Genomic DNA, 25,175 nt, shown 5'->3' with positions numbered 1-25,175 from the left:
TATTTTCATGGAGGAGGGGGAGGGTGTTATAAAACATATAAGGAAAGTCGTAGTGCTGTCGGTGTTGATTTCGGTTATTGCAGTGTTTGCAACAGCGGTTGGGTTGTTTTCAGATGGGATAAGTGATGGAACAAAATATACTTTCACGTCAATATGGGGCGAGGATGTAAAGCTTCAGGGGTCAGGAGTGTACAGCCATGATTCTGTCTCTGCGGCGGCACAAGCTAAAGCACAGGATGGAGTTACATTATTTCTTGCCATACCTTTACTGCTCAGTTCGCTCATCATGACAATTAAAGGCTCGATAAAGGGGAGGATGCTCCTTACGGGCACTTTGGGGTACTTTTTATATACTTACGTATCCTACAGCTTTCTGACAATGTACAATTCATTGTTTTTAGTTTATGTGCTGTTGTTTTCTTTAAGTTTTTTCGCATTCATCCTAGCCTTATTTTCCTTCGACAAAGAATCCATACATACTTACTTTAAAAACAGTTTACCTTCTAAAGGAATCGGCTTTTCCCTAATGGTTATTGCTTTTATGATTTTATTGCTCTGGCTAGGGAAAATACTGAATTCACTACTGGGGGGAACACCGCCACAAGGGCTAGAGCACTATAGTACATTGGTAATTCAAGTTTTGGATCTTGCGATCTTAGTCCCATTAGCAATTGTAACGGGGATTATGGTCATTCGTAGACAACCTTTTGGGTACCTACTGGCAACTGTCGTTGTTTTTAAAGGAGTTACATTACTGCTAGCAATTACGGCAATGCTGGTGGCAATGATCTATAGCGGTGTGGCTGTGTCTATAGCCGAATGTGTAATTTTTCCGACGATGACTGTAGCTATTGCTGCTTGTATGGTTATTTTGTTAAAGCATGTACGTGAACCCTTAAGATAATATGTGACCAGCGAGCGGCAGGGAGTGATTAGAATGAAGACAATAATTATGTATACCTCGAAATATGGGTGTGCGGAGAAAGCGGCTTATTTATTAAAATCTCAACTGGGCGAAGAAACCGAAGTAGTTAACCTGATGCATGCTAAAGAGCCGACACTGGAACGATATGATACGGTCATCTTGGGAGGATCTATTTATTATGGAAAAATCCAAAAACAAATGACTGATTTTACAACAAAACATCAAAATGAACTAGGGAAAAAACGAGTAGGATTGTTTGTTTGTGCAGGAGCAACAGGTGAACAGGCCTCACAAGAATTGAAATCTGCGTTTCCAGAAGTGTTATATGACCAATCGGTGACGAAAGAAGTTTTTGGAGATGAGATCTATGAAGAGAAGCTAACTTTGCTAGACCGGTTTGTACTGCGGATGGTAAAAGGAAAAAATAAGAACGTAAATGGGTTGTCAAAAGAGACGATAAAGCGTTTTGCTCTTGCTATGAAAAGGTTGTGAAAGTGAGTGGACGAGCGAGCTTATGAACGCACTTCAGATTATAGTTAACATAAATATGATTATGTTAACTATGATTTTGACAACCAAAAAAAGTAGTCCTTCTTGTGAGAAGAGAGTAACTTCCTCGTATTGAGTCTCTGTTCATCGAAACATGAAAAACCCTACAGAATCGTGCAGATAAAGTCGGGAAGATAAAAACCATCTCTGATAACCTTATAATTAACGAGGGGAGGCAACGTCATGGATACGCTGGTACAACTGAACAAAGCAATAAACTATATTGAGGAGAACCTAACAAATCCCATTGATTATCAGGAGGTTGTGAAAATAGCCTGCTGTTCGGAATATCATTTTACTCGCATGTTCTCATTCCTAGCAGGCATTACTCTGTCGGAATACATCCGGCGTCGACGTCTAACTTTGGCAGCACTCGAGCTTTCACAAAGTAATATCAAAATTATCGATACCGCTCTGAAGTATGGTTATAATTCGCCGGATTCCTTTTCTAGGGCTTTCCATAGCCTGCATGGGGTTAGTCCTTCAGAAGCTCGGGTCCATGGACATTCCCTTAAGGCGTTCCCTCGGATGTCGTTTCAGCTGACTATCAAAGGAGGAAATGAAATGAATTACCGGATTGAAAACAAAGAGTCTTTCCGCATCGTGGGCATAAAAAAACGGGTTCCAATCATTTTCCAAGGGGTCAATCCGGAGATTGCGTCTATGTATGAAGGGTTGACGCCGGAAATGATTGATGAGATGAAGAGATTTTCTGATGTTGAGCCCTCAGGGTTTATAAGCGCCTCTACAAATTTTTCTGAAGGACGTATGGAGGAAAAAGGAGAGTTCGATCATTATATTGGCGTTGCCACTACAAAAGACTCATGGAATGGCTTGGAACAGCTGGAAGTGGCGGCCTCTATGTGGGCTGTATTCACAGTCGTCGGCTCTTTTCCGAGTGCGCTACAAGAGATCTGGGGGCGAATATATTCGGAATGGGCTCCGTCATCGGGATATGAGCTAATTAAAGGGCCTGAAATTCTATGGAATGAGCACAAAGATATCACATCGCCAAATTTTAAAAGTGAAATATGGGTGCCTATCACTAAGAAATAAAAGAGTTTGGTTGGACTATTGAAACTGAGCGCTGAATATCCTTTCACAACGAAGCTGCCGCGAAAAATCATTCCGGCAGCTTCGTCAAGCTATAGGCAGGATATTTCGAAAATGTTGTAGAAGTACAATTGGTGAATTGAATGATTTTTAGAATGTAGTAGATTTCAATTTTTATGACTCAGACGAAGATTGAATCAATGAATCCTTCTATTTTAAAGGAGTCCCTTATGACGAACGAGAAGCTTTTGGACTTACTAGGCAGGTACGATATCCAACAGCCTGAGATTATTTTCTTAAGGCATAACGAGAACAGAACCTATCGTGTTAATGACAGAACGGGAAAATCATATTTACTCCGCATTCATGACCCTTTTATAGAGGACATGAAAGGTCTGCAACATACATACAGCGGCATTCTTGGAGAATTGCAAATGCTTGAGAAGCTGGGAAGCTGGAGCACCAACGAAATACAGGCTCCCGTAAGAAACAATGAGGGTGAACTTATTACGATCATTGAATACGAAGGTGAACTGCTAAACTGCTCCGTCCTCACCTGGTTGGATGGAAGAGACATGAATATGAATGATGTTAACAATCTTGAACTGGTAAAAGAACTGGGATCTCAAATAGCAGAACTGCATACTTTTTTTCGGCAGTACGAACATTCAGGTATGGAGATTCGCCCGAGTCAAGGCAAAGCTTATAATGAACGGATGATCCGTGTGATTCATTCGGGTGTGAAAAAGAATTTATTTACGCCTCCTGATGCTAATGTCATTGAACAAACGCTGCAATTGATCAACTCCCGGTTAGATGACCATGGCGGGGAGGCTGGCCCGGACCTTATTCATGGGGATTTGTGTATGGGTAATATCATCATCACAACCGAAGGAAAGGTGCGTTTTATCGATTTTGGCTTTTTCGGAAAAGGTTATGCTTTACTTGATGTAGCCATGGGAGCTATGATGCTGCCTTCCGATCGAAGAGATACTTTCCTAAAGGGTTATTACAGAGAGTGTGAAAATACAGCGAGTGATCTACTACAGTTAGAAGGTTTAATGTTGGTCGCTATTATTGGGTATTACGTCTTCCAGATAGAGAATGTACATGTTCATGATTGGATGCGTGAAAGAATGCCCAAATTATGCGCTGAGTATTGTCGCCCCTTCCTCAATGGTGAAAGTATATTTTATAAAATATGAAATGGAACGTTCAGGTTGAACTAACGAGGACTGGTATGTTTGATAAAAATTGATTATAACCGTTTATCACCAAACGTGTTATCAAAAAAATAGTAAAATAATACTGTTAAGCGCGATGGCTGTCGATTAGCATTTATTTCGATTATATTCTAACAAGGAATGAAAGGGGGAATGGTGTTGATTGAACATAGCAATCTTGAAGAATTTCAAGATCCGGTAAATTACGATCTTGAATTTGACGGTGAAATGGACAAATATCAGTTCTATCTTGAGCTTGCCAGATCGAGTCCTGGGGAAGTGTTAGAACTTGCTTGTGGTACAGGCTTAACAACGATCCCCCTCTCGAAAGCCGGTATAACAATGACCGGTGTAGATATCTCTTCAGCGATGATTGCGTATGCGCGGTTGAAGGCGAAAGGGCTGACTGTTACTTTTATGGAAGGTGATGCCCGTACCTTCGAATCGGACAAGCGATTTTCGATGATTTATTTGACTGGTAATGCTTTTCAGGCATTTTTAAGTGATCAAGATCAAAGCGATTTGCTCACGACCGTTCACAAACATTTACAACCTCATGGAATCTTTGCATTTGAGACCCGAAATCCGGAGGGAACGGATTTATCCGATCAAGAGGAGACAGAATGGGGATCATTTATTGATAAGGATGGAAATAACGTCAAGGTATCAGGCACCCAATGTTACGATGCTGGCCAGCATATCATGCATTGGGTCACGATGCGTGATTGGGGGTATAAGCGAACGACCTCCCGAATTGCTTGTCGGTTCACGGATCCGAATACGCTACATTCTTTATTAACTCGTCACGGCTTTTGCGTCGAACATCAATATGCTGACTGGGATAAAATGCCGTTTTCTCTGTCATCTTCATCTATCATTAGTGTTTGTAGGAAATGTTAGGAGAAACGTAATGCATTGCGATAGACCCCCCCCTCAGATTGAGGGGGATTTTGTTGTTTCTAAGTTTAGCATCCTTTTCGCATTAAGAATTTAATCGGTCCGCGGGCCATTCGTTTTCTGCTCAATAAATAAAAAAGAAGTCGACCCTCTCGTTGGTCGGCTTCTAATTGTTCTATTGCGCGGTCAGGATTTGTGGTCCTTCAGAGGTGATGGCGATCGTATGCTCGTATTGGGCGGCGAGCTTGCGGTCCAGCGTCCGGGCGGTCCAGCCGTCCTGATCAATTGTCATGTTGTAGGTGCCTTCAGTGATCATGGGCTCGATCGTGAATACCATGCCTTCCTTGATGCGGGGGCCTTTGCCGGGCTTGCCGACATGCATATAGGTCGGCTCCTCGTGAAGGTCACGACCGATGCCATGAGCGAGAAGGTCGCGCACGACACCGAAGTTGTTCGATTCGGCATGCCGCTGGATTGCGCTCGTCACGTCTCCGAGCCGATTGCCGGGCTGTGCCTGCGCGATGCCGAGGTCAAGGCACTCCTTCGTGACGCGCATCAGCTTCTCAGCCGTCGGTGAGATCTTCCCGACCGCATAGCTCCAGGCTGAATCGCCGAGCCAGCCGTCGAGCTCCGCTACCGTGTCGATCGTCACAATATCGCCTTCCTCAAGTGGCTTATTTGTAGGGAAGCCATGTGCAATTACGTCGTTGACGGAGGCACAGGTCGCATATTGATAGCCATTGTAACCCTTCGTGTATGGTTTGGCGCCGTGCTTCAAAATAATATCCTCGAATATGCGCTCAATCTCGTTCGTTGTGATGCCCGGTTTGATGAGCGGGGCAATTGTGCGATGGCATTCGGCCACAACCTGGCATGCCTTGCGTATGGCTTCGATTTCATACTTGCTTTTTAAGATAACCATGTTTGTATTAGGACTCCTTTGTAATAGCTTGCATCGCGAGCTGGGCAATTCGATCGATGTCCAACTCGGAAGTGTTCGCATAGTAGTGCAGACCGCAGCAGCTGACCAACACGGCAAGCATAAGGTCGACGCTGTCGTCTTCGCGCTGGATGATCGATTGGAGTGGAACATACAGTCTTTCCGTGAATCGTCTTTTGGCAGGATGCCGATCTTTCTCTGGCAAGCCTGTAAAATGTTCCGCTGCCATTTTGTAGACGAGATATGCGCGGGCATCTGACTGCCACAACCGGAGTAACGTCTTGCAATACGTTAACAACTGCCTGTCGTCAGGGGTGTCCCGGCTGATGTTCGCCCATTGAGTCAGGGTTTGCTCACATCGCTCGAAGCCGCTGCTCAGCACATCTTCTATTAGTAAATGCCGGTTGGGGTAATAATGGTATACCGTGCCATAACCGAGACCAGCCTCGCGGGCGACGTCGCGAATATCAAAGCTTCCGCCCGTACGGAAGTAGGTGCGCGCGGCGAAGTCCAGGATTTGTTCCCTGCGCTGCATGCGTATGAGCTCATTTTGTTCTTTGGTACGGGGGCACATGGGCGCGTTAACCTCCTTTTTATAGACCTGCAAATTTGTCAATGTAAAGAGTGTAACGCATGAGGCGGAGAAATGCAATTGTTTGTTGGCGTTCGATGAAAACAACAAGGACACCATCATTGCGTCGTTAAAACGAAAGATGAAGAAGCTCGAAGAAGAAAATAAAAAGTTGCGAGAACAACTTAAGTTTTCCTATGCGGATGTCTATCAAAGGATTCGAGGGAATGACTGTTAACTTATTCACTTACGGGCAGCTTAGTTTAAGATCAGACTCGGTGAATCGTATCATAAATAGGGGCAAGTTTAACCCTTGAAACCAGTGAGCTAGGATCAATTTCGTTTCGAGCTAATGTAAATAGTAGCCGTTATTTTAAAATATGCGACAAGAATTGCATTTAAGGAAACAATATTGTATGATTTTGGTGTGTTAAAAATTGGAAAATTTAATCGTCATTGTGTGGACAGTACGTAAACTACTTCAGCAGTTAATTATGGCGTAACCAAAGTTTCTTATACTCATTAACTAAGGAGAAGCAGCCTTGCGTAAGAAGAAATATGTTAGCATTGCCTCAATTACATTGGTTGTGATTATGGTCGTTCTATTCTTCAGTATGAAAAATGTTCTTTTCGACGGCTCTTCTAACAAATCAGAGGAACAGGCCGCCACAACAACCAGTGAGATGATTAACGAGACAGAGAAACCAGCCGCTACAATAACGAATAAGGTAACCAATGAAAAGAAGAGCGTAACCGCGATGGAGGCACTGCGCCTTGGGTACTCAGAGGCGAAGAAGCTGACGGAAGAAGAGCCATTACTTATTAACATAACAAGCACGGATGACACTTCTGTTTCCCAGGAACGAACCGATGGTTCGGATGGAACAAGAGATGCTTGGAATCTCGAATTTGGCAGCAAGAAAGGGAATGTTTTTATTTATATCAAGATCGATAATGGAATGGCCATTAAGACTGATGTGAAAAGGCACGATAAGAATTTACTTGTAAAAGGACAGTATGCGATATCTGATATTCAAATCGATTCTTCCGATGCAGTTAAACAAGCTGTTGAGAGACTGGGGATGAAACCAGGAAATCCTGCTATAGCTGATGACTGGATCAAGGGGTATCATTTTACTATCAGCGGGTATAATACTGATCCTAACTCCTCCAAAACACGTCTGCTGCTAAGAGTTATGGGCATCTCGCCGAATTCTCCTAATCGTGAGAATGACAGTTTGAGAATGAGCGCTTTCTTTGATGTCAAAACAGGCGAATTGATGAGCGCTACCGAGATGACAGGCTTCGACAAGGATGGGAATACCATGTGGAAGGATATTGAGCTTAAATACTGATGAAGGCATAAATATATGAAGAAGGAAGATATTTTCATAAAAATACAACATATTACCAAATAAAGAGTTATTATTGATGGAACTTACCGTGCGTTACTGCTCATGAGCAGACGCATGGTAAGTTTGTTTTTGTGTAAAGGCGTTATTAACTGTCTACTTGGTAAAGGCTATACGCATCACTCAAGTTTATTGAAACTGGAAATATCCATTCTTCCAGGTGATGTATATGCTGTGTATATTCTTTAGTCCCCTGAACGGCGGTTAGGGCAATTGGAACCTAGCGGATCAAAGAAAGAGCATTCTGCAAAGGATGGCCCAAAAACTTACCGTTACAAACAGCGCGGTGAACTGTATCACAAGTTGTGGTAAAGTAGATTGTTGGGTTGAGCTAAGAGCAGCAATGTTAAAAATTGCAGATTGTTGTTTATAGATTGCTAAGTGAGGATTGAAAGGCTGAAAGATTGATGAATAAAGGGATGCAGGCGATTCGCAAAGTAAATAATTTAGTGCGATCCTAATAAAAGATGAGGTATATGTGATGCCAAAAAACGATAATATGCTGGCAATCCTATGGATGCTGAATTCGGGTGTTAAAATGACCGCAAAACAAATATCCGAAAAGTTAGAAATAAATATAAGGACAGTCTATCGGTATATTGATGCGCTAAGTGCCAGTGGAGTGCCTATAATATCCGACACTGGTCATAATGGCGGGTATAGCTTACTGAATAATTTTATCAGAGCACCTCTGCTATTTGATATTGAAGAAAAAAAAGCACTTCTTCATGCTGCTCTTTTTGCAGAAGAAGCCGGATACCCTTTGAGTGAGGCTTTAGGTAATGCGACATCCAAATTGAAAATGTATTCGAATCAGGAACAGGAAAGTGTTCTCAGCCATCATTTAGCCGGATTTGAAGTTATAAACCGTAGGGGAGACCCTTCTATTCAGCCAGTATTGGCGGAATTGGAGCAAGCTGTAGCAAACGAATTCTCTGTAGAAATTGATTATCACACACGCCGTGATGATCAACCCAAGACTAGGGTGATAGATCCCTATGGAATGGTGTACTGGAACAATAAATGGTATATTGTTGCATTTTGCCACCTGAGAAATGAGATCCGCAGCTTTCGGGTAGAACGGATTTTACAAATCAAGCGGACTCAAAACATATTTAAACGTTCCGAAGATTTTTTGGCTCGGGAATTTTTTTTGCGAAATCTATTACCTGATTTAGTCGGCAAGGACGGGTTAATTGCTTTAATTATCGAAGGTAGGTCAGAGGCGTTGGATGACTTATGCCTGCATTGGTTTTTGGGGCATCATCTGAAAGAACGTACATCAAATCAAGCAATCTTTTTACTTGAGGAAAAATCAATTCATACCTATGTTCCTAATTTTCTCTTATCCTACGGGAAATCCATTCAAGTAATCGAACCACAGAGTTTGAAGGAAAAACTTGTTGGTGTTGTGTCGGAGTTAATGGAATATTATCAACTTTAAAAACTTTACTGACAGCGGATGTCAGTGAAGTCATTTTATAATGATGATAATCATTGATTACCGAAGGTTGGTATCACTTGATGAATTGTAAAATAGGGAGAACTTACAAATGAATAATACGGTATATCTTTATGTGTTTGACACAATGGCAGACTGGGAAATAGGTTACTTAACTGCCGAACTGAACTCGGGAAGATATTATAAAAAGGGGCTGGCCCCATCAAAAATAGTTACCGTGGGAATTGATAAGACTCCAGTAACTACAATGGGCGGATTGAAAATATTGCCTGACATCAAATTGGATGATTGCAGTATTGAAAGATCCGATCTATTGATTTTACCCGGTGGAGAAACATGGACAGAAACCATTCACCAGCCCCTCTTAAAAATCGCTGAAAGGTGTTTAAGGGAAGGTATATGGGTTGCAGCGATTTGTGGTGCTACAATGGGACTTGCCCAGACAGGATTGCTGAATTCACGTGGGCATACAAGCAATGATCTGGAATACCTTAAAATGATCTGTCCCACTTATACAGGAGAAAAGTATTACAAAATGGAGTCTGCTGTAACTGATGGAAAACTGATCACCGCATCTGGTATAGCTCCGTTGGAATTTTCTGCACACATCTTGAAAGCTTTGGATGTGTTTTCTCCAAAAACATTAGACGCTTGGTATAGCCTTTATAAGACTAGTGATTCTAAATATTACTATGAGTTGATGAATTCAATACAATAAAAGATATGGGAATGTCAGGTAAATATACAAGAATGGAACACCCAACGACTTTACATCTATTACCCCATATATAACAGTGTGTTATATATGGGTAAGGACAAGATGCCGTATGAGTAACAATGCGATTTAAAATATTCGTTCCACAGAAATCCTAACGGAGTTCGCTAGTTAAGCATAAAGGGTTCCACATATTAGTCATGACTAATATGTGGAACCCTTTATTATATCTGACTTTCCTAAATCTAGATCTTGATAAATTGAAAAAATAAAGTTGTAGACTGCTCGCTGGCGTTAAGTTGTCTAAGAATACATTTGGATAAAGTAGGAGATATTACTGGAAACTTCTCCAGATGGGCGGTTATTATGAAAAAAATACTGATATCATTTTTGGCGATACTTATTTTTTCCACTGTTACAGTAGAGGCTGCGCCTGAATACGCAAAATGGGGCAAAATTGCAGTAGAGGAAACACAAAAACGATACAATGCAGTCATAATTGATTATAAGCACATTGGTCGTACTGAACTAACACCTAAAAAGTCTGAAGAGAAATTCAAACTATGGATTAGAAGCAAAGCAGGTAACGAGTTTGGAGTTTTTGTATCGATCCAATTTGACCCGCTAACTGATACAATCCAATCGATTCAGTTTTCTGAAACTAATCGTTAGATTTAATAAATCTCGCGATTACGCTAATGGGGCACGATAGCACAATGACAACAGGCTGCCGAGATCATAGGCAGCCTGTTCAGTTAACGGGCAGAATAACGTGATGTAGGTTTGTACTTTAAATGGGAAAAGTAAATAGAGGTGGAGTAAAGATAGGACTTTATTTCCCAGTCCGAGACTGCCGCTGGTTTTATAAGGAGCCATTCTAATTTTGAGAATTTCCATCGTATGACTAGTTTATCCTCTAATTGAAAGACCTTAATCCCAAGGATGAAATCCCTCCAAAATGCTGTGAAATAACAGCTTTTTATGAACAAGAACTAACCATAGCGTTCCAAAAAGGACTAAATTTACTACTTTATTCTACAATTTCAACATATGAAAAATTCACAATAGAAAACTCAAAACCTATTCCTCTCCCTAGCTACTAACCAGTAATTCTACAAATTCTACGCCCATACAAACAAAAACCATGAAAAAGGATATCTACACCAACCCTTATGTTTAAACAAGCTTTTTTTCTATTTTTATTGCTAATTCCATAGCTTGTAAGGCATAGTCTAACTCGATTATTGATGTAGAACCCTCCTCTAAGCACTGGAGAGCATGCGTAATACTCTTTTCAAAAGGATTAGCTTGTTCTAACAAAAGTTGCTGTTTACCTGCAGAGGTATATTCAATTAATGATCCTTCAACCGTGCCGTTCATGTCGTCACTTTCTTGATAGACTAGCTTTCCTTGTTCAAAATAAGCCTCATACCCTACGGAAAAAGGATAACCAGCTGGCATTTGTGAGGATACAACGATCTCTGCGGAGACATTCGTTTTCTGAAAATGGGTACGCACTAAAGCTTGTTCACTTCGTCCACCATCGGTTCCCCACACTGAGTATTCTTCTAACGATCCAAGCAGCCACGTTACAAAATCAAGTTCGTGAATCATCAGATTTGTGGAGATAGAATGAAGTCCGAGATCCCCCCAGAGAGGAGACGTTTCTCTTTTTAAGGTGAAGGCTAAAAGCTTTCCATATTTCTCTTTAGAAGTGGTTTCGTATAAATATTTGTACGCAGGATCAAATTTAATAAATTGGTTCACGAGGATTCGTCTACCATACCGTTGTACTGCTTCCTTCATCGCAAGGGCATCTTCAGTGTTAAAGCATAAGGGGGTCTCACAGAATACATGTTTTCCATGCTTAAGCGCCTCAACGGCATACTGTCTATGTAAAGTCACGGGCAGACAGATATCGATCACATCAATCGTGGTATCAAGCATGATATCCTCTATATTTGTGGTAATCTCAACGCCTAACGTTTGTTTTAAATTTTGCAGCTTAGCTTCATTTCTACCATAAAGAACTACTTTGTCTACACGCTCATTTTTCGTCAATAATTCTGCATGATAAGCTCCGAACCCTGTTCCTAATACGGCAATTTTCATATGTTTCAGCTCCCTTTATGTAATGAACTAATCATAACCTGTTATTGTTGACAACATCATGGCAAGAATTTTGAAGTATACTAGATAAAAAAGAAAAGCTCGGAGGTTCTCATGCGCTTACATCGTTTGATCGCTATTTTATTATTAGTGGAGTCGAGAGGGAAAATGAAGGCCAATGAACTAGCTCAAGCCTTGGAAACTTCTGTACGTTCTATCTATAGAGATATAGATGTACTAGCTGAAGCTGGTATTCCTTTGTTGTCTATGTCGGGGCCCAATGGTGGTATCTCTTTAATGGAGGGATACACAGTTAACCTGAAGCAGTTACATGGTGAAGATGTAATCAATCTATATTTAACAGGTATGGGCATCTATTCTGGGGGACATTCTGAATCGGGTCTTAAGCTGAAAACGACGCTGTTGAAATTACAAAAAACATTGCCCGCATCCTACCAACCTGACATTCAGAAAGCGCAAAAACGCTTTTATTTCGATGACACACCTTGGTGGACAGAACGAATAGAAATTCCCTGTCTTGAATCTATTCGGACAGCCGTTTGGCGATCTCATAAACTACAGATTGCGTACCAAAAGGTTAGCGGAGAAATATCATACAGGAAATTACAGCCCTATGGTCTTGTGGTGAAAAAAGAGGAATGGTATCTTATAGCCTACTGTGAAGAAGCTAAGCACATCCGCACATTTAAATGTGAGCGAATTGCCTCTACGCAGCTTGTGGAAGAAGAGTACTCTATACCTATGGATTTTTCATTAGAAGAGCACTGGAAGCAGCAGGGACAGGTTTTTAAGCAAGTTTGTAAAGAGGAAGAGGTCTATCCTGTTGTGATTAGAGCCGATAAGAGAACAATGTCTTCTTTATCTCAGCTAGAGGTCATGGAAATGAGAGAAGAAGGGGATGCATTCATTTTAAAGGTGAATATGTTTGGTTATGAAAGTGCATGTGCTAATATCTGGAGCATAATAGGACATTCCGAAATCATTGAGCCATTAGAGCTAAGGCAATATGTGAAAGGCCAGTTGAGTTTTCTGCAGGGAATATATGATTAACCGTTTTTTCTATGTAAAAGAGACCGTAGCTATTGCATATTCTGCAAAGATACGGTCCCGATTTTCTGATAAATGAATTAATTCATATAGTTAGTTAACATAATAATGATTATGTTAACTAATATGAGTATGATCCAGTAAATGACGTATTTAATTGGATAAGTTATCCTTTTATTGCTCTAGTTTCAACACCAAGTGTTAATTTCTCTCTGGCAACAAGTCTTTTGTGCGCTACGAGAAGAAAAGGAAGACCAAAAGCTGTTGTTAAAGCCAACGGTACGAAGATCGCAAGGCCATTCTGAGCGCCATAATGGTCTAACAACACCCCCCCGAAGATAGGTGCCATAACACTCCCTAAATTATTAAAGCCAATCGTACCAAAGTACGTCCCTTTCATTTCAGGTTTGGCAATCCGATCGATCAACATATCCATCATCGTAAAGAGTAAGACTTCCCCTATAGTGAACAGAACTACACTGATCATTAATAGAGCCACACCACCTGCAAGCCCCACTAAGAGAAGACTAAGTGCAACGCAGATATTCCCAAGGATTAAAGGGACAATCGGCGGGAATTTACTTGCCGTTCGTACAATGGGATACTGCACTACTAACACGGTTATAGCATTCAGTGACAACATATAGGAGAACAATTGCCCACCATTGGTGAAATGCGTATTCATCGCTAAATATTGAGCCATTGTTGAGCCGAAGTGACCGTATCCTAACACACAAAAGATGGTACCCAGAAGTACAGGTAGAAACACACGGTCTTTACCGGTGATTGTCAAAGCTTCGAGTAAACGTGGTGCTTGAGCTTGTGTACGGTCGGGCATGCTTGAACGATGTGCCTTAAATTGCATGAATAATACAATTCCATATGCAACATAAACGATTCCTGCGATTAGAAAAGGAAAAGTTGATTCCGCAGAGCCGAGCTGTAGCCCAATGATCGGACCAAATACTACACCAAGATTAATTGCTGCATATCTAAGATTAAAGACAAGCAGCTTGCTCTCGGGAGGTGTAATATCAGATAAAAGTGCCCGTGAAGTAGGCTCGAATACAGATCGACATAAGCCGTTCAAGGTGTTCACCAGGAAAAATACCCATAGATGTTGAGCCACTGAGAATCCGAAGAAGACGGCTGCCCAGCCAAATACCGAGATTAACATGACGATTTTGCGGCCAACAATATCAGAAATATAACCGCCATAAAAACTGGCCAATACGCCTGCCAGCGAGCTAACCGCGACCGTAATCCCTGTTTGTGTCGGGGAAGCTCCGAGAACTTGGGTTAGATAGATGGATAAGAACGGGATGCTCATCGAGGTCACCAGACGTCCGAACATGGTGCCGATGATAATTGTCCAGGCTAGTGGGTGAATGTGCCTTAGATGCTGATTCATAATGATTACGATCTCCTAGTCTTATTGCTCTAATATTGTTGCTGCATATTCCTTGTTGATTTATGTATAATTATAATGATAAAAGGGGGAAGGAAAAGTGTAAGGATTACATTAACCATTTCACCTTTAAAGGAGTGAACCATTTGGACCAGATAAGTAATCATTTTTTATGTTTAGCAGCAGGCGTTACTAGTTCGTTCAAACTGAATGAACCTGTTCCTGTGACGATAGATTTATTGGCTTCGATCCTGATTTGCACTCCACGTAATGTTAAATTCGTGCTGCGGAAACTGGAAGAGCAGGAATATATTCAATGGCAGCCGGGGAGAGGCAGGGGGCATATCTCTCAACTTACTTTTTTAAAAAGTATTGATGAGGTATTCGAGGATAGCTTTCAGGAGTTAGTCAGTAAAGGAAAGATAAAAGAAGCTATCGAATTGATGAGCAGCGATCAGGTGACCGGACCCTTAAAGGAACGATTGTTAACGATGTTAAATAAACAGATGGGTTTCCGTAGTGAAGCAGAGTCAACCTCAGGGCTGGACGTCCTGCGGATTACCCGTAACCGGCATATGGAAGTACTGGACCCTGCTTATGTATACACCGCTTTTGAATCCTATTTGCTGGGTCAGATCTATAGCACACTAGTTACTTATGACGCAACGACCGATACCTTTCTTCCTGGTTTGGCCCATATGTGGGAAGCTAATGAGGGCCATACAAGTTACATTTTTTACCTCCGTAAGGGGGTGCGCTTTCATCACGGAAGAATCATGACCTCGAGAGATGTAAAAGAGACGCTACAACGGCTTATCGACTTGAACAGCCCTGCGGTTAGCCTTTATAAGGATATCGAACGAGTAGAGGTTGAAGGAGATCATCGAATCCGGTTTGTGTTGTCACGTCCAAATCTCTTTTTTCTGCATCTGTTCAGTTGTATTCACATGTCCATTCTTCCTTACGATATAGATATCACTAGTGAAGTAAGCGGTACAGGTCCCTACCGTTTATTGGATCTGAATGAGGATGTTTTGGTGCTCGCAGCTTTTGATTTTTATTTCGGAATTCGGCCGCTCCTGGATCGTGTTGAGATTTGGTATTTGCCAAAAGAGGCTTCTAATGAACGCCAATACCAGCTGCCAGATCCTGAACATGGAGAGCTTTTACCTGATATCATCAGCAATCACAGTATAGATTACCCAGCCTTAGGCTGCAGATATATTCTGTTTAATTTTCATAGAGAGGGAATTCATCAGCAGCTATGGTTTCGCCAAGTGATCCGTATCCTTTACAGTCGAACGGCTTTAATAAAAGAATTGGGTGGCAATCGTATCACTCCAGCAGATAGCTTTTTGCCATGGGAGAGCAGTAAGAGAGAGCTTCTAGATCCAACTTTGGAACATGCCCGAGCGCTTTTAGCGGAAAATGGGTATCAGGGAGAAGTCATTACTTTAGCAACTAAGGATAAAAAAGAAGAACGAGAAGAAGCGTTATGGCTCCAAACACGCGCTGCCTCCGTAGGTTTGCAAATTGAGTTATATTTTTTCAATGAATTTAAGGCAGATCATATACAGACAACAGCAGAGATCCAGCTTGCTGAAGAGGTTTTAGAAGATGATTGGCAATGGGGAATGATTAACTACTTTAATAATAAATCTAATTATTTATTTTCTTTGCTTAGAGAGGACCAGATTTCATTGTTTTCGAAGGTATTAGGTCCTTTCGCAGAGTCTCCAAAGGATGAACGGGTGAAACTGCTGAATCAAGCGGAGGGAATTCTACGAGACAATTATTGGGTGCTGCATGGCTGTCATATGAATAAAAAAGCTCAGCTAAATCAAAGCCTGTTTGGTCTGCACACCGGTTCCTTCGGGTTTCTGGACATCTCTAAGTTATGGATTAAAACTAGGCTTTAAGGTTTTCTTTTGTTATACTTTCCAGGGAGGCTGTATCGATAGAATCGAATGGCGCTCTAGATGGATCAGATTTAAGAATAGTAATTTATTTGTAGCCATGGAGGTGAACTCGTTGGATTTTGCTCAGATCCGTATGGACCGAGACAAAAGAACGGTCGATACTTGACTCTTTTTTTGCCATTCGGACCTGTTTAGCGGATAAGCTAAGCGGTCTTTTTATTTGTTAAAAATTAGGTGAAAAAAGGGGAGACTTACATGCGATTTCTATTCGTGGGTGCAGGAGCTATTGGTGGTTATTTTGGAGGGCGTCTGGTTCAAAAAGGGGAAGATGTAACTTTTCTAGTCCGTTCTACTAAACAAAAGCAGTTAGAAGATGAGGGTCTGGCAATAAAAAGTGTGCATGGTGACTTTCAGACTCCCGTTCGGACGATTACATATGGGGAGAAGGCAGCGCCTTTTGACTGTATTATTATTGCAGTGAAGGCCTATCATTTGCCTCAGGTGATGATGGATCTTACCCCTTTCGTCGGTGAACAGACTATGATTCTCCCGCTCCTTAATGGGTATAAACATTTTAGTATTTTGCAGCAGCATTTTGGAGCAGAAAAGGTATTGGGTGGTCTTTGTTATATCGAGACAACGTTAGGTTCTAATGGAGCTATCATACAAAGTAGTTCTTTTCATAGTATTGTGTTTGGTGAATGGGCGGGTGGGGAGTCAGAACGAACGCAGAAACTTCTCAGTCATTTGGATAAAGCAGGATTCACTGTGATACTAAGCTCTGATATTCAGCGCGAAGTGTGGCAGAAATATATATTCGTAGCTAGTTTAAGCGGGATTACAACTTTAATGGATAGCTCGGTTGGACCCATTTTAGCCTCATCTACAGCGCGTACTATTTATGAGCAGCTTCTGAATGAGATCGTGAGTATAGCGCAAAGTGCAGGTATGCCTGTTGGAGCAGATATGGTATCGGTCACGATGCAAAAGATGGATTCGGTGCTACCCGAATTTACTTCCTCTATGCATAGGGATATGCTAAAACATCTGCCAGTGGAAGCTGAACATCTGCATGGTGCACTTTTGGCGATGGCTGTACCTGGTCAAGTTATGTATCCCATTCTCGAAACCTTATATGCCCGTTTGAAAGTATACGAAAGCGTTAATGATATGAGATGATCTGTATAAAATAACTTTAAGGAGCTGGACGATTATGAAGCAACTGAATCAAAAGATAATGACATTTCTAATGTTCGAAGGAAAGGCTGAAGAAGCTATGAATTTCTATACTTCTTTATTTGATCACTCCGAAATCATCAGTATTAAACGTTATGGAGCAAATGAAGCAGGCCCTGAAGGGAGTGTCATGCAGGCTTCTTTTTCATTACATGGACAAGTCTTTATGTGTATAGATAGCTACGTGAAGCATGGATTCACCTTTACTCCAGCGGTATCCTTATATGTGAATTGTGAAAGTGAAGCCGAAATTGACCGCGTCTATGCAGCATTATCCCAGGGTGGACAGGTGCTCATGCCACTAGGCGAATATCCATTCAGTTCGAAATTTGGCTGGGTAGCGGATCAATTTGGTGTGTCATGGCAATTAAATCTTTCGGGGAATGTGTAATCGATTGATGTGTTGCACGGTCAGATAATATTCTGTATCACAAGGGGCCGAGTTCGTCTGTAAATGACGAGCTCGGCCCCTTAGTGTCAGGCAGCGGAAAGGTCTGAGTAATCTTCTGATTTTAAATTACGATTGTAGCCCACGTAAGACTAATGATGAAATTCTCTCGGCGACTTCTTGTTGATTTATAGTATTATTCCCTGTTACCCATTGATAGACACCTTCATGGATCATTTGTGCGATGATCGGTACATAAAAGCTTTTCCCGTGATCTGGGTAGATATCTCCTAAAGCGTTAGATAAGTGAACCTTCAGCTCATTTATAATCTTCTCTTTCAATTGAGGGACAACCATCGCTATATAACTGCTGCGGCATTGTATGTTTGGTTGCTGATAGAAATCGAATACCGATAATACGAGTTGAGTGATGCCTTCTTGATCGAATTTAATTTCACCTTCAGTATGTTTTACAATAGCAGCGGATGCCGAATCACCCATAATATAATCCAATAATTCATATTTATCATTAAAGTGCGCATAGAACGTGGCTCGATTAACTTTAGCTCCCTTTGTTATATCGACGATTGTTATTTTCTCAAAATCCTTCAGGGAAACTAACCGTAAAAAGGAGTCAATTAAAGACTGTTTGGTCTGTGTCAGCCGAATATTGTTTACTTTAGTAGCCATTACTTCACTCCTACCCAACAATTTAGCAATTTTGTTGCTATAGCAACATTTGCAGGTTGATTGTTGATTGATACATTAAATTAGTAGCTGTATATTAGCAATTAAAGCAACAGCTGTTACTTTAATATATCATAGAAAAGGAGTTTATCAAAAATGAGAAATATTGTTATCGTGGGTGCAGGGCCTGGGTTAGGATTGTCTCTAGCTAAAAAATTCGGAGTTAATGGATTTAGGGTGGCTGTCATTTCACGCAATCCCGAGAAATTATCAATGATCATTAGTGAACTTAAGAAACTTAATATTGAAGCACAATCTTTTGTAGCGGATGTGACAGATTTAGCAGCTCTAAAACAAGTCTTTCAAGCGATAATAAAAGAGTTTGGTTCAATCGATGTACTAGAGTTCAGTCCGTATGCAGGGTGGGATAAATTCACTCATGTGCTGGAAACTACACCTCAAAGTGTGTTGGAACAAATAAACAGTTACTTGCTGCCCGCCGTTCTTTCGGTTAATGAAGTATTACCCAATATGATCCATAGAGGATCAGGAGCCATTCTTTTTACCACTGGTATTTCTGCTATGTTCCCTTTGCCTTTTGTAGGAAATGGCGGCATTGTTATGTCTGGTATACGAAATTATGCTACTGCTTTACACAATGAGTTAATAGATAAAGGAGTATTTGTCGGCCATCTTTCCATAGGGACAATGATACAAGCAGGAACAGCTGGTGATCCTGATGTTATTGCAGAGACTTGGTATAGCTTATATGAAAAGCAAGATAACTTTGAGGAAGTATTCCCTCTAGGATTGGATCCGACCCATCTTCCAAATTAAAAAACTAAATCTTATTTGATTAGCAAGTCGCCTTAATGGCGGCTTTTTATCCTATTAGAAGACATATCTCTCATCAGAGTGAAGCAGGATTGAAGGTCAGATGTGAATGGATTTAATTACATTGCTGAACAACGGTTGTGCGTTCATTAGTAATCGTGACTTTGGAATGACCTGATAAATATTCGGTATAACCGCACACGGTTTGTTCTTTAGACTGTCCGTTAGAGTTGGTATATCGAAGATATATAGCACCTTCACCATTTAAACTCAATTTTGGTTTGAATTTTTTCTTTTGTCCTGCTTTTATTGGACTTGTATACAATTTCTTTGAATCCGCACCAATTAATCCTACTTCGAAAGAGTTAATATCAACATCAGATTGATTATCTACGATGACTGAGAAGCTTTTAAACGGACTCAGAAGATTTGATATCGTCCCTACACCAAGAGCAACTCCACAAGTAATCAGAAATATCGTAATCCCTATAAAAAATCGTTTTCTCATTCTTCAGTCCCCCTATATAAGTAAGACAGGGGTTACTTAAAAAATGTTACAACAAGGAGAAGTTAGTTATAAAAATTCATTACCAAATCAAGCGTGGACATGCATGTTATTATAAATATATTCCATATTAATGATTTGAAAAGGGGTTTTGTATTGACTACTATCCGTCATTTTGAACAAGGTGACATGCCATTACTTGGTGAACTTTATAACTCAGTATCTTCAAAGGGGAATGTTGTTTTTTGGTGGGTTGGCACTGAGGAAAATTGGGAAAATGTATATTGCGCTTTCGAGGACGGTAAAATGGTGGCCAAAGGTCAAGTGAGCATCATCAATATTGTTCCGCCCGGCCGTTCCAAGGATAGCAGACATTCGATCTACCTGAACTTAAAAACAATACCAGAACGTGAAGGCGATTATGATTTATTAGAAAAAGTTTATCAGTCACTCTTATTAAGAGCACTCGAATTAAAAGAAACGTTATCAAAGGATTACAAAACTACTCTATGTGTAGGGAACGATTCGGCAGAAGTCTTGAATACTCAATTTTTCGAAAAAGTGAAGGGCTTCTCTCATTATAATAGCTTATTTAAGATGAAACACAATCTAAGTGATGGCTTGTCTGAACCCACTCTGGCTAAGAAACTTGAATTCGCAACCTGGAATATGGAGACGCCTGAAGAAGACGAGCATTATTTGGAATTAGAAGCTGAGATTTGGCCGGAAACTCCGCTAGGGAAAGAACGGTTAGCTGAATTTAAACAAAATCCGCTCTGGACATCACTTGTTGTTCGAGAAGGGGAGAAGGTTGCGGGTAGCTTAATGGTCTGGCAGGAAGAGAAGGGTGGCTACATCGAAAATGTATTTGTACTTGAGCCATGGAGAAGATCCGGAATTGCTAAGTACATGCTTTTTCAAGCATTGAGCTATTTTAGAACCCACGGACTGGAAGAGGCATGTCTGATGGTGCTTACGGAAAATGATTCTGCATTACGGCTATATGAATCTGTCGGATTCATTCTAACGAATGAGGAAAGACGCTATCGGATTGAACTATAAAAGTTTTTGAAAGTGAAGGATTACCAAGCAAAGTGCGATAGCTTTTTTGTCGAGCTTAGGTTCGAGGTTAAGGTCGCACTTTATTTGGTAACCCGTTCTGTGAATTATCTGCTAAATGCTTTCATACCTTTTGCTTCCCATCACATTTCTTACATACGTTAAGCTTTTCACCTGAAATGCCTTTCCCGAAGTACAACAGCTTAATACGTGTGCTGCCACAGATCGGACATGTTCCTCTGGCCCGGGATGGAATGCGCCAAAGTGCTTTGCCACGTTTGTTTTTAGACATGATTTGCCCCCACCTTTACTCTGGATACTCCATCTTATGACCAAGAGGAACTTAAAGTTCGAAGAGCGAAAAGAATAGAAAATCGGATGAAAAAGGGGCAAAAAACACCCTCAAAAAACAGCGTATAACTTAAATTATACGCTGTTTTGATTTTAAGACGTTTTTTTAGGGGGAATGGGGCACTTGGACGAGTAAAACAGGTGGATTTTAAAGGAATATTTTATAAATATCGGATGTCGATATCTTTGAATCTTCCCGCTGACATTTTAGGCATTCTGAATTGCAGGGAACCTTGTTTATAAGTGCCTCTGCTCTGATCTGGAATGACGGGAACTGGCAACTGAATAATCTCGCTATGATCTTTTCCTAAACCTGTTAATTTAATTTGTGTGCGATTGATTTGTGCCCATATACTTTCGGGGTGAATTCCGTTCGGAATACGAATTTTGGTAATCAGGTGATTATGAGTGTCGATATGCTCAAAACTTAAACTTGTGGTTTCGTTCATAAATGAAGAGGAGGTCGCTGCAGTTGCTTCACGGATTACTTTTTCGACATACCCGTCAATTTGGTTAGGATCCAACTTCCACTGTTCTTCAAGAGCTTTCAAGGATAACTTTTTCTTAAAAAAGGGATCTTCATTCATCCAATCTAAAGGGTTCGTCTTATTGGGACTCATAGCTCTGCGCCTCCTACGGTTTTTATCCATTGTATGGGCGTTTGACTTATTCAGTGACATCTGGGCGAATATCTACATAGAATAGCTTATCATTCCGAAAGGAGGAGTGGTTTGGTGGTTTCAATCATCGGCAATATTAAAATCAATAGCGTAGGCCCCAGCTCCACAGTCTTAGTAGGAAATACGGCATCCGTTATCCTGAGCAGCAACTCTAAAATTTATGCCGGTGCCAACTCCTTCTCCATAGGTGACTCCATAGGTACGAATATAACGAATAATGCGGCCAGCAGTACAAATACGATGGATTCAGATGTGGTGGATCAAGTATCACCTCCTTAAGGGTGGGGTTTAAATGAACATTACGGTATATCAATGCATATCGATCTATAATCTAAAAATCGGCACTATCTCTAATTCCTCGGTACTTCAGATTGGTACATCGGGACGAATCAATACTTTGTCTCATAATTATGAGACCTCTGGAGCTCCATCATCGGCTCCAACGACTCCAGTGGAAAAAATGGCTTCACCCCTTGTATCCTTACCGCCAGCGGCGGAACTATATGCACATCTGAATTAGGCTCTTTGTCCCCGCATACAATAAACCATAGGAGGGGGTTGTATGCATCCGTATTACGCTCAGCAGGTTTTTAATACACTCAGATTGCAAGCGGAGAAGATTCAACAGTTAGAGAAGCAGCTTCGCGATTTGCAAGGCGATGTAGACAGCATAAAGAACAATAAATCTGCAAGTATAGGACCTATCAATTATCATTTTGAACAATTAAAAATCGAAAAGCTGGAAGGCACTTTAAATATAGGTATTACACCGAATGAGGGAAACAATCTGGATGAAGCGATGATCAACGGTAAACCTATTGGGGAGCGGGAGGTAGGTACAACTGATTTATCGGATCAGATTCGCCCACAGATTTTGAAGTATGTGCAAGAAGAGGTTCCCTCGCAATTTTCACGTTTAGAAAAAGAGAAGAATTTAAGCATTGATGAGCAATATATCCAAATGGTGACTCAGGATCTGCTGAATCAAATGGATGGACGGATTAACGAGTATGTAAACCAACTCCCTGCCACAGAAGAAGGGCGTGGATACACTGATGAGGAATGCGCTTCTATTGTAGAGCAAATCAAACGAGATATCGTTATGGCAGTAGAGCGGCATTTGGAAATAAATATAACCGGAAGGCGGGAGACGAATGAAGATAACGGTGATCAATAGAGATATTAGTGTCAATGCAGTGAAAGTCGTTTCGATCTCAGGTTCATCAGTATTTTTAGTAGGGGATACTCAATCCATTCATTGCTCCTCGGCGTTTGACAGCGTAATAGAATATACTCAGAGCGCTCCAGATCAAGTCAAAAAAGGCAGTTAACCCATGCACACCTCACGCATACAAGATGTTTATATCAATAATCTGTCCGACAGTTCTATTTTTATTTGTGGATCTGTAGACCGGGTTCAATCTAAATTCCTGGGAAGCAAGGAGAATTATCTTTTTAACATAAGGGAGATTAATAATCACCCGAAAGATACTACACTCATAGACATCCCTATCCCTGTATGGACAAAGCAAGGGAATGAAGCGGATGAATTTGTGATATTAAAGGATTCCGCAGAATCAATGATTAATATACAATATATAAAAATTCTGTCGATTGGGTCTGGCACGACCTTCCAGATTGGAAACAGCGGGTCAGTTCATCTGGAGAGTCGAACCAGTGAGTTTAAACGAGAAGTGGCTGCAAAAGATGAGGAGTAACAACAACTATTTTAATTCTTTTGGCAGGGAAATCGCGAATATATCATGCTCCGTCTGGATGTAGAGAATACCATTCGCACTAAATAGTGTGCCGTATTGTTGTGCTCCGGTCTTTACTTTGCCAAGCGCTTTGCCTGTTTCTGCATTTATGATATAGAAGTAGCCATTCTCATAGCCAGTGTAAATCCCCTTACCGATCAATTGAACACTAAGCGCTGGACTGTCCGGTCCGTTGAAGCTTATAATGCGATTATCGTTCATTTGAACGCCAGTGATCTGTGCACCCTTTTGGAAAAAAGCCATGTTATTTACTGGTCCAGCCACCCAATTTCCGTACTCCTGATAACTTTTGGGTTCACTCGTTGTTTCTTGACCTAAGGTAAAGCGGTATAGTGGATGACCACCCCATTGGTCTAAACCTCCATCGACTGTATATAGATACGAGCCTTGAAGTGATGTGAAATAATTACCGAGTCTACTGACATCTTCGAGCGGTTTATAGTTCTTTTTGGTCTTCGCTTTTCCAGTTTTAACATCAACATGTACCAGGGTCAACTGATAGCCTTTAAGAGGCACGTTAGAGGCATCATTTGCAGCATTGGCTTGTTCGCGGAGTAATAATTCACCATCCCGGTAAGCAACAAAGCTATAAAATCCCTGAATTCTCCATAACTTCTTGCCTGTAGCCGGATCGAGACCGAAAAACTGTGTGCGTCTATTATCAACGGTACTGGATACTACCAATACCCCGTTATAAAGGCCGTCGATACTTCCTACATACATAGGGATGTCTTTATTCTCCCAGATCTTTTTACCAGTGACCGGATGATAAGCTGCAATTCCACCATGCTCGTTCCGGAAGTATATCACTCCGTTAACTAACTCCGCGAAAGCACCGATCTCGATCGGATCTTTGGCAGCCTTAACCTTCCAAAGCAATTTCCCCGTTTGAGCCTTAACTTTTACAAGATAACCCTCATAAGTGATAAAGAAAACCGAGTTATTCGTTATAATCTCAGGATTTGTTCCGTTTTTGTAGGACCATTTAACTTTGCCTGTAGTGAGATCGGCGGCCTTTAGTGTCCCGCCTGATGAATAATAGAATAATCCATTTGCAATAGGAGCCAGTTGGCTATAAATTCCTTGACCATCTGCCTTGTCGTGCCATAAGGGTTTAATTGTGGTGATAGAGTCGACGGTTGTTGAAGAGGAGGCAGGAGTTGTTACTGCTGCTTGAGCACTAGACAAATATATACCAGCTCCAGATACGAGCAAGGAGGAAGATATAACGGTCTTTAGGATAAACGGTACATATTTCACGATTTTTGCTCCTTATACATCATTTATAATATATTGACGCAGAGAATGGATATTTGTTTCTCAATTGTAAAAATACACTTGTTAACATAATAAATATTATGTTAACAATAAAAGGCGAATCAGTTTCGCACAAGAATTCTTGTGGG

At 41.0% G+C, this 25,175-nt stretch carries 29 protein-coding genes; 20 read left to right on the top strand and 9 right to left on the bottom strand.

Annotated features, from left to right (window positions below; translation table 11 throughout):
* The first annotated feature begins 52 nt into the window (after window positions 1-52).
* From NST94_RS16210 to NST94_RS16190, 5 genes are all read left to right on the top strand, one after another.
* The gene (locus NST94_RS16210) at window positions 53-904 is read left to right on the top strand and encodes a hypothetical protein (RefSeq protein ID WP_143766469.1); all 852 of its coding nucleotides are present in this window, start codon (window positions 53-55) and stop codon (window positions 902-904) included.
* Window positions 905-937: 33 nt separating this feature from the next.
* Window positions 938-1,417 carry a flavodoxin domain-containing protein gene (locus tag NST94_RS16205; protein WP_076302590.1) on the top strand — a complete coding sequence of 160 codons (480 nt, stop codon included), beginning with the start codon at window positions 938-940 and terminating at the stop codon, window positions 1,415-1,417.
* Window positions 1,418-1,657: 240 nt separating this feature from the next.
* Complete coding sequence (locus NST94_RS16200; protein WP_076302589.1) at window positions 1,658-2,530, top strand: AraC family transcriptional regulator; 873 nt, start codon at window positions 1,658-1,660, stop codon at window positions 2,528-2,530.
* A gap of 227 nt (window positions 2,531-2,757) precedes the next feature.
* Window positions 2,758-3,732 carry a phosphotransferase gene (locus tag NST94_RS16195; protein ID WP_076184404.1) on the top strand — a complete coding sequence of 325 codons (975 nt, stop codon included), beginning with the start codon at window positions 2,758-2,760 and terminating at the stop codon, window positions 3,730-3,732.
* 177 nt (window positions 3,733-3,909) lie between these two features.
* Complete coding sequence (locus NST94_RS16190) at window positions 3,910-4,650, top strand: class I SAM-dependent methyltransferase (protein ID WP_081383371.1); 741 nt, start codon at window positions 3,910-3,912, stop codon at window positions 4,648-4,650.
* A gap of 172 nt (window positions 4,651-4,822) precedes the next feature.
* Here NST94_RS16190 and map read toward each other — a convergent pair whose 3' ends face one another.
* A complete protein-coding gene (gene map / locus NST94_RS16185; protein WP_076302587.1) occupies window positions 4,823-5,569 on the bottom strand; it encodes a type I methionyl aminopeptidase in 747 nt (248 codons plus the stop codon).
* Between the two features lie 7 nt (window positions 5,570-5,576).
* Window positions 5,577-6,281: a TetR/AcrR family transcriptional regulator gene (locus NST94_RS16180; RefSeq protein WP_248548709.1), complete on the bottom strand. Its 705-nt coding sequence runs from the start codon at window positions 6,279-6,281 to the stop codon at window positions 5,577-5,579.
* A 419-nt stretch (window positions 6,282-6,700) separates the two neighbouring features.
* Between NST94_RS16180 and NST94_RS16175 the strand changes: the two genes are divergently transcribed.
* The 4 genes from NST94_RS16175 (at window position 6,701) to NST94_RS16160 (ending at window position 10,419) form a co-directional block, all read left to right on the top strand.
* Window positions 6,701-7,513, top strand: a complete 813-nt coding sequence (locus tag NST94_RS16175) for a hypothetical protein (RefSeq protein ID WP_076302586.1) — start codon at window positions 6,701-6,703, stop codon at window positions 7,511-7,513.
* Window positions 7,514-8,051: 538 nt separating this feature from the next.
* Window positions 8,052-9,014 (top strand): YafY family protein, encoded by a 963-nt coding sequence (locus NST94_RS16170; protein ID WP_076302585.1) that lies wholly within the window; start codon window positions 8,052-8,054, stop codon window positions 9,012-9,014.
* A gap of 109 nt (window positions 9,015-9,123) precedes the next feature.
* Window positions 9,124-9,750: a type 1 glutamine amidotransferase family protein gene (locus NST94_RS16165; RefSeq protein WP_076302584.1), complete on the top strand. Its 627-nt coding sequence runs from the start codon at window positions 9,124-9,126 to the stop codon at window positions 9,748-9,750.
* A 312-nt stretch (window positions 9,751-10,062) separates the two neighbouring features.
* Window positions 10,063-10,419: a DUF3889 domain-containing protein gene (locus NST94_RS16160; protein WP_256716486.1), complete on the top strand. Its 357-nt coding sequence runs from the start codon at window positions 10,063-10,065 to the stop codon at window positions 10,417-10,419.
* Window positions 10,420-10,923: 504 nt separating this feature from the next.
* Here the strand turns inward: NST94_RS16160 and NST94_RS16155 are convergent.
* Window positions 10,924-11,859, bottom strand: a complete 936-nt coding sequence (locus tag NST94_RS16155) for a Gfo/Idh/MocA family oxidoreductase (protein ID WP_076302583.1) — start codon at window positions 11,857-11,859, stop codon at window positions 10,924-10,926.
* 111 nt (window positions 11,860-11,970) lie between these two features.
* Between NST94_RS16155 and NST94_RS16150 the strand changes: the two genes are divergently transcribed.
* Window positions 11,971-12,927: a WYL domain-containing protein gene (locus NST94_RS16150; protein WP_339281081.1), complete on the top strand. Its 957-nt coding sequence runs from the start codon at window positions 11,971-11,973 to the stop codon at window positions 12,925-12,927.
* 163 nt (window positions 12,928-13,090) lie between these two features.
* Here the strand turns inward: NST94_RS16150 and NST94_RS16145 are convergent, their stop codons facing one another.
* Window positions 13,091-14,335: an MFS transporter gene (locus NST94_RS16145; protein ID WP_339281080.1), complete on the bottom strand. Its 1,245-nt coding sequence runs from the start codon at window positions 14,333-14,335 to the stop codon at window positions 13,091-13,093.
* 143 nt (window positions 14,336-14,478) lie between these two features.
* Here NST94_RS16145 and NST94_RS16140 point away from each other — a divergent pair, with 143 nt between their 5' ends.
* From NST94_RS16140 to NST94_RS16130, 3 genes are all read left to right on the top strand, one after another.
* Window positions 14,479-16,251 carry an ABC transporter substrate-binding protein gene (locus NST94_RS16140; RefSeq protein ID WP_339281079.1) on the top strand — a complete coding sequence of 591 codons (1,773 nt, stop codon included), beginning with the start codon at window positions 14,479-14,481 and terminating at the stop codon, window positions 16,249-16,251.
* A 255-nt stretch (window positions 16,252-16,506) separates the two neighbouring features.
* Window positions 16,507-17,430 (top strand): ketopantoate reductase family protein, encoded by a 924-nt coding sequence (locus tag NST94_RS16135; protein WP_339281078.1) that lies wholly within the window; start codon window positions 16,507-16,509, stop codon window positions 17,428-17,430.
* Window positions 17,431-17,464: 34 nt separating this feature from the next.
* Window positions 17,465-17,878, top strand: coding sequence for a VOC family protein (locus NST94_RS16130; RefSeq protein ID WP_339281077.1), 414 nt, complete (start codon window positions 17,465-17,467; stop codon window positions 17,876-17,878).
* A gap of 126 nt (window positions 17,879-18,004) precedes the next feature.
* Here NST94_RS16130 and NST94_RS16125 read toward each other — a convergent pair whose 3' ends face one another.
* Window positions 18,005-18,565: a TetR/AcrR family transcriptional regulator gene (locus tag NST94_RS16125; protein WP_076184392.1), complete on the bottom strand. Its 561-nt coding sequence runs from the start codon at window positions 18,563-18,565 to the stop codon at window positions 18,005-18,007.
* A 153-nt stretch (window positions 18,566-18,718) separates the two neighbouring features.
* Between NST94_RS16125 and NST94_RS16120 the strand changes: the two genes are divergently transcribed.
* A complete protein-coding gene (locus NST94_RS16120) occupies window positions 18,719-19,399 on the top strand; it encodes an SDR family NAD(P)-dependent oxidoreductase (RefSeq protein ID WP_076184391.1) in 681 nt (226 codons plus the stop codon).
* 112 nt (window positions 19,400-19,511) lie between these two features.
* Here the strand turns inward: NST94_RS16120 and NST94_RS16115 are convergent, their stop codons facing one another.
* A complete protein-coding gene (locus NST94_RS16115) occupies window positions 19,512-19,904 on the bottom strand; it encodes a hypothetical protein (RefSeq protein ID WP_248548701.1) in 393 nt (130 codons plus the stop codon).
* A gap of 186 nt (window positions 19,905-20,090) precedes the next feature.
* On the opposite strand from NST94_RS16115, the gene NST94_RS16110 reads away from it, so the two are divergent.
* A complete protein-coding gene (locus tag NST94_RS16110; protein ID WP_081383378.1) occupies window positions 20,091-20,963 on the top strand; it encodes a GNAT family N-acetyltransferase in 873 nt (290 codons plus the stop codon).
* 121 nt (window positions 20,964-21,084) lie between these two features.
* Here NST94_RS16110 and NST94_RS16105 read toward each other — a convergent pair whose 3' ends face one another.
* On the bottom strand, window positions 21,085-21,252 hold the full coding sequence (locus NST94_RS16105) for a hypothetical protein (RefSeq protein ID WP_175618918.1): 168 nt from the start codon (window positions 21,250-21,252) through the stop codon (window positions 21,085-21,087).
* Window positions 21,253-21,472: 220 nt separating this feature from the next.
* The gene (locus NST94_RS16100; protein ID WP_076126722.1) at window positions 21,473-21,931 is read right to left on the bottom strand and encodes an Hsp20/alpha crystallin family protein; all 459 of its coding nucleotides are present in this window, start codon (window positions 21,929-21,931) and stop codon (window positions 21,473-21,475) included.
* Between the two features lie 114 nt (window positions 21,932-22,045).
* Between NST94_RS16100 and NST94_RS16095 the strand changes: the two genes are divergently transcribed.
* The 5 genes from NST94_RS16095 to NST94_RS16075 are packed head-to-tail and all read left to right on the top strand — an operon-like array spanning window position 22,046 to window position 23,709.
* Entirely contained in the window at window positions 22,046-22,270 is a 225-nt protein-coding gene (locus NST94_RS16095) for a spore germination protein (protein WP_036687577.1), read from the top strand.
* A 13-nt stretch (window positions 22,271-22,283) separates the two neighbouring features.
* The gene (locus NST94_RS16090; protein WP_076126721.1) at window positions 22,284-22,511 is read left to right on the top strand and encodes a spore germination protein GerPB; all 228 of its coding nucleotides are present in this window, start codon (window positions 22,284-22,286) and stop codon (window positions 22,509-22,511) included.
* A gap of 42 nt (window positions 22,512-22,553) precedes the next feature.
* Complete coding sequence (gene gerPC / locus NST94_RS16085; RefSeq protein WP_339281076.1) at window positions 22,554-23,168, top strand: spore germination protein GerPC; 615 nt, start codon at window positions 22,554-22,556, stop codon at window positions 23,166-23,168.
* Window positions 23,146-23,322 carry a spore gernimation protein GerPD gene (locus tag NST94_RS16080; protein ID WP_111504304.1) on the top strand — a complete coding sequence of 59 codons (177 nt, stop codon included), beginning with the start codon at window positions 23,146-23,148 and terminating at the stop codon, window positions 23,320-23,322. The genes gerPC and NST94_RS16080 overlap by 23 nt, the downstream gene beginning before the upstream one ends.
* Before the next feature lie 3 nt (window positions 23,323-23,325).
* On the top strand, window positions 23,326-23,709 hold the full coding sequence (locus NST94_RS16075) for a hypothetical protein (protein WP_076126717.1): 384 nt from the start codon (window positions 23,326-23,328) through the stop codon (window positions 23,707-23,709).
* Between the two features lie 6 nt (window positions 23,710-23,715).
* On the opposite strand, the gene NST94_RS16070 is transcribed toward NST94_RS16075, so the two are convergent.
* The gene (locus NST94_RS16070; RefSeq protein ID WP_339281075.1) at window positions 23,716-25,029 is read right to left on the bottom strand and encodes a PQQ-binding-like beta-propeller repeat protein; all 1,314 of its coding nucleotides are present in this window, start codon (window positions 25,027-25,029) and stop codon (window positions 23,716-23,718) included.
* Window positions 25,030-25,175 lie beyond the last annotated feature (146 nt).

The organism is Paenibacillus sp. FSL H8-0282 (assembly GCF_037963825.1).
Classification (GTDB): domain Bacteria; phylum Bacillota; class Bacilli; order Paenibacillales; family Paenibacillaceae; genus Paenibacillus_AQ; species Paenibacillus_AQ odorifer.
This window is presented reverse-complemented; position numbering and strand designations above follow the sequence as displayed.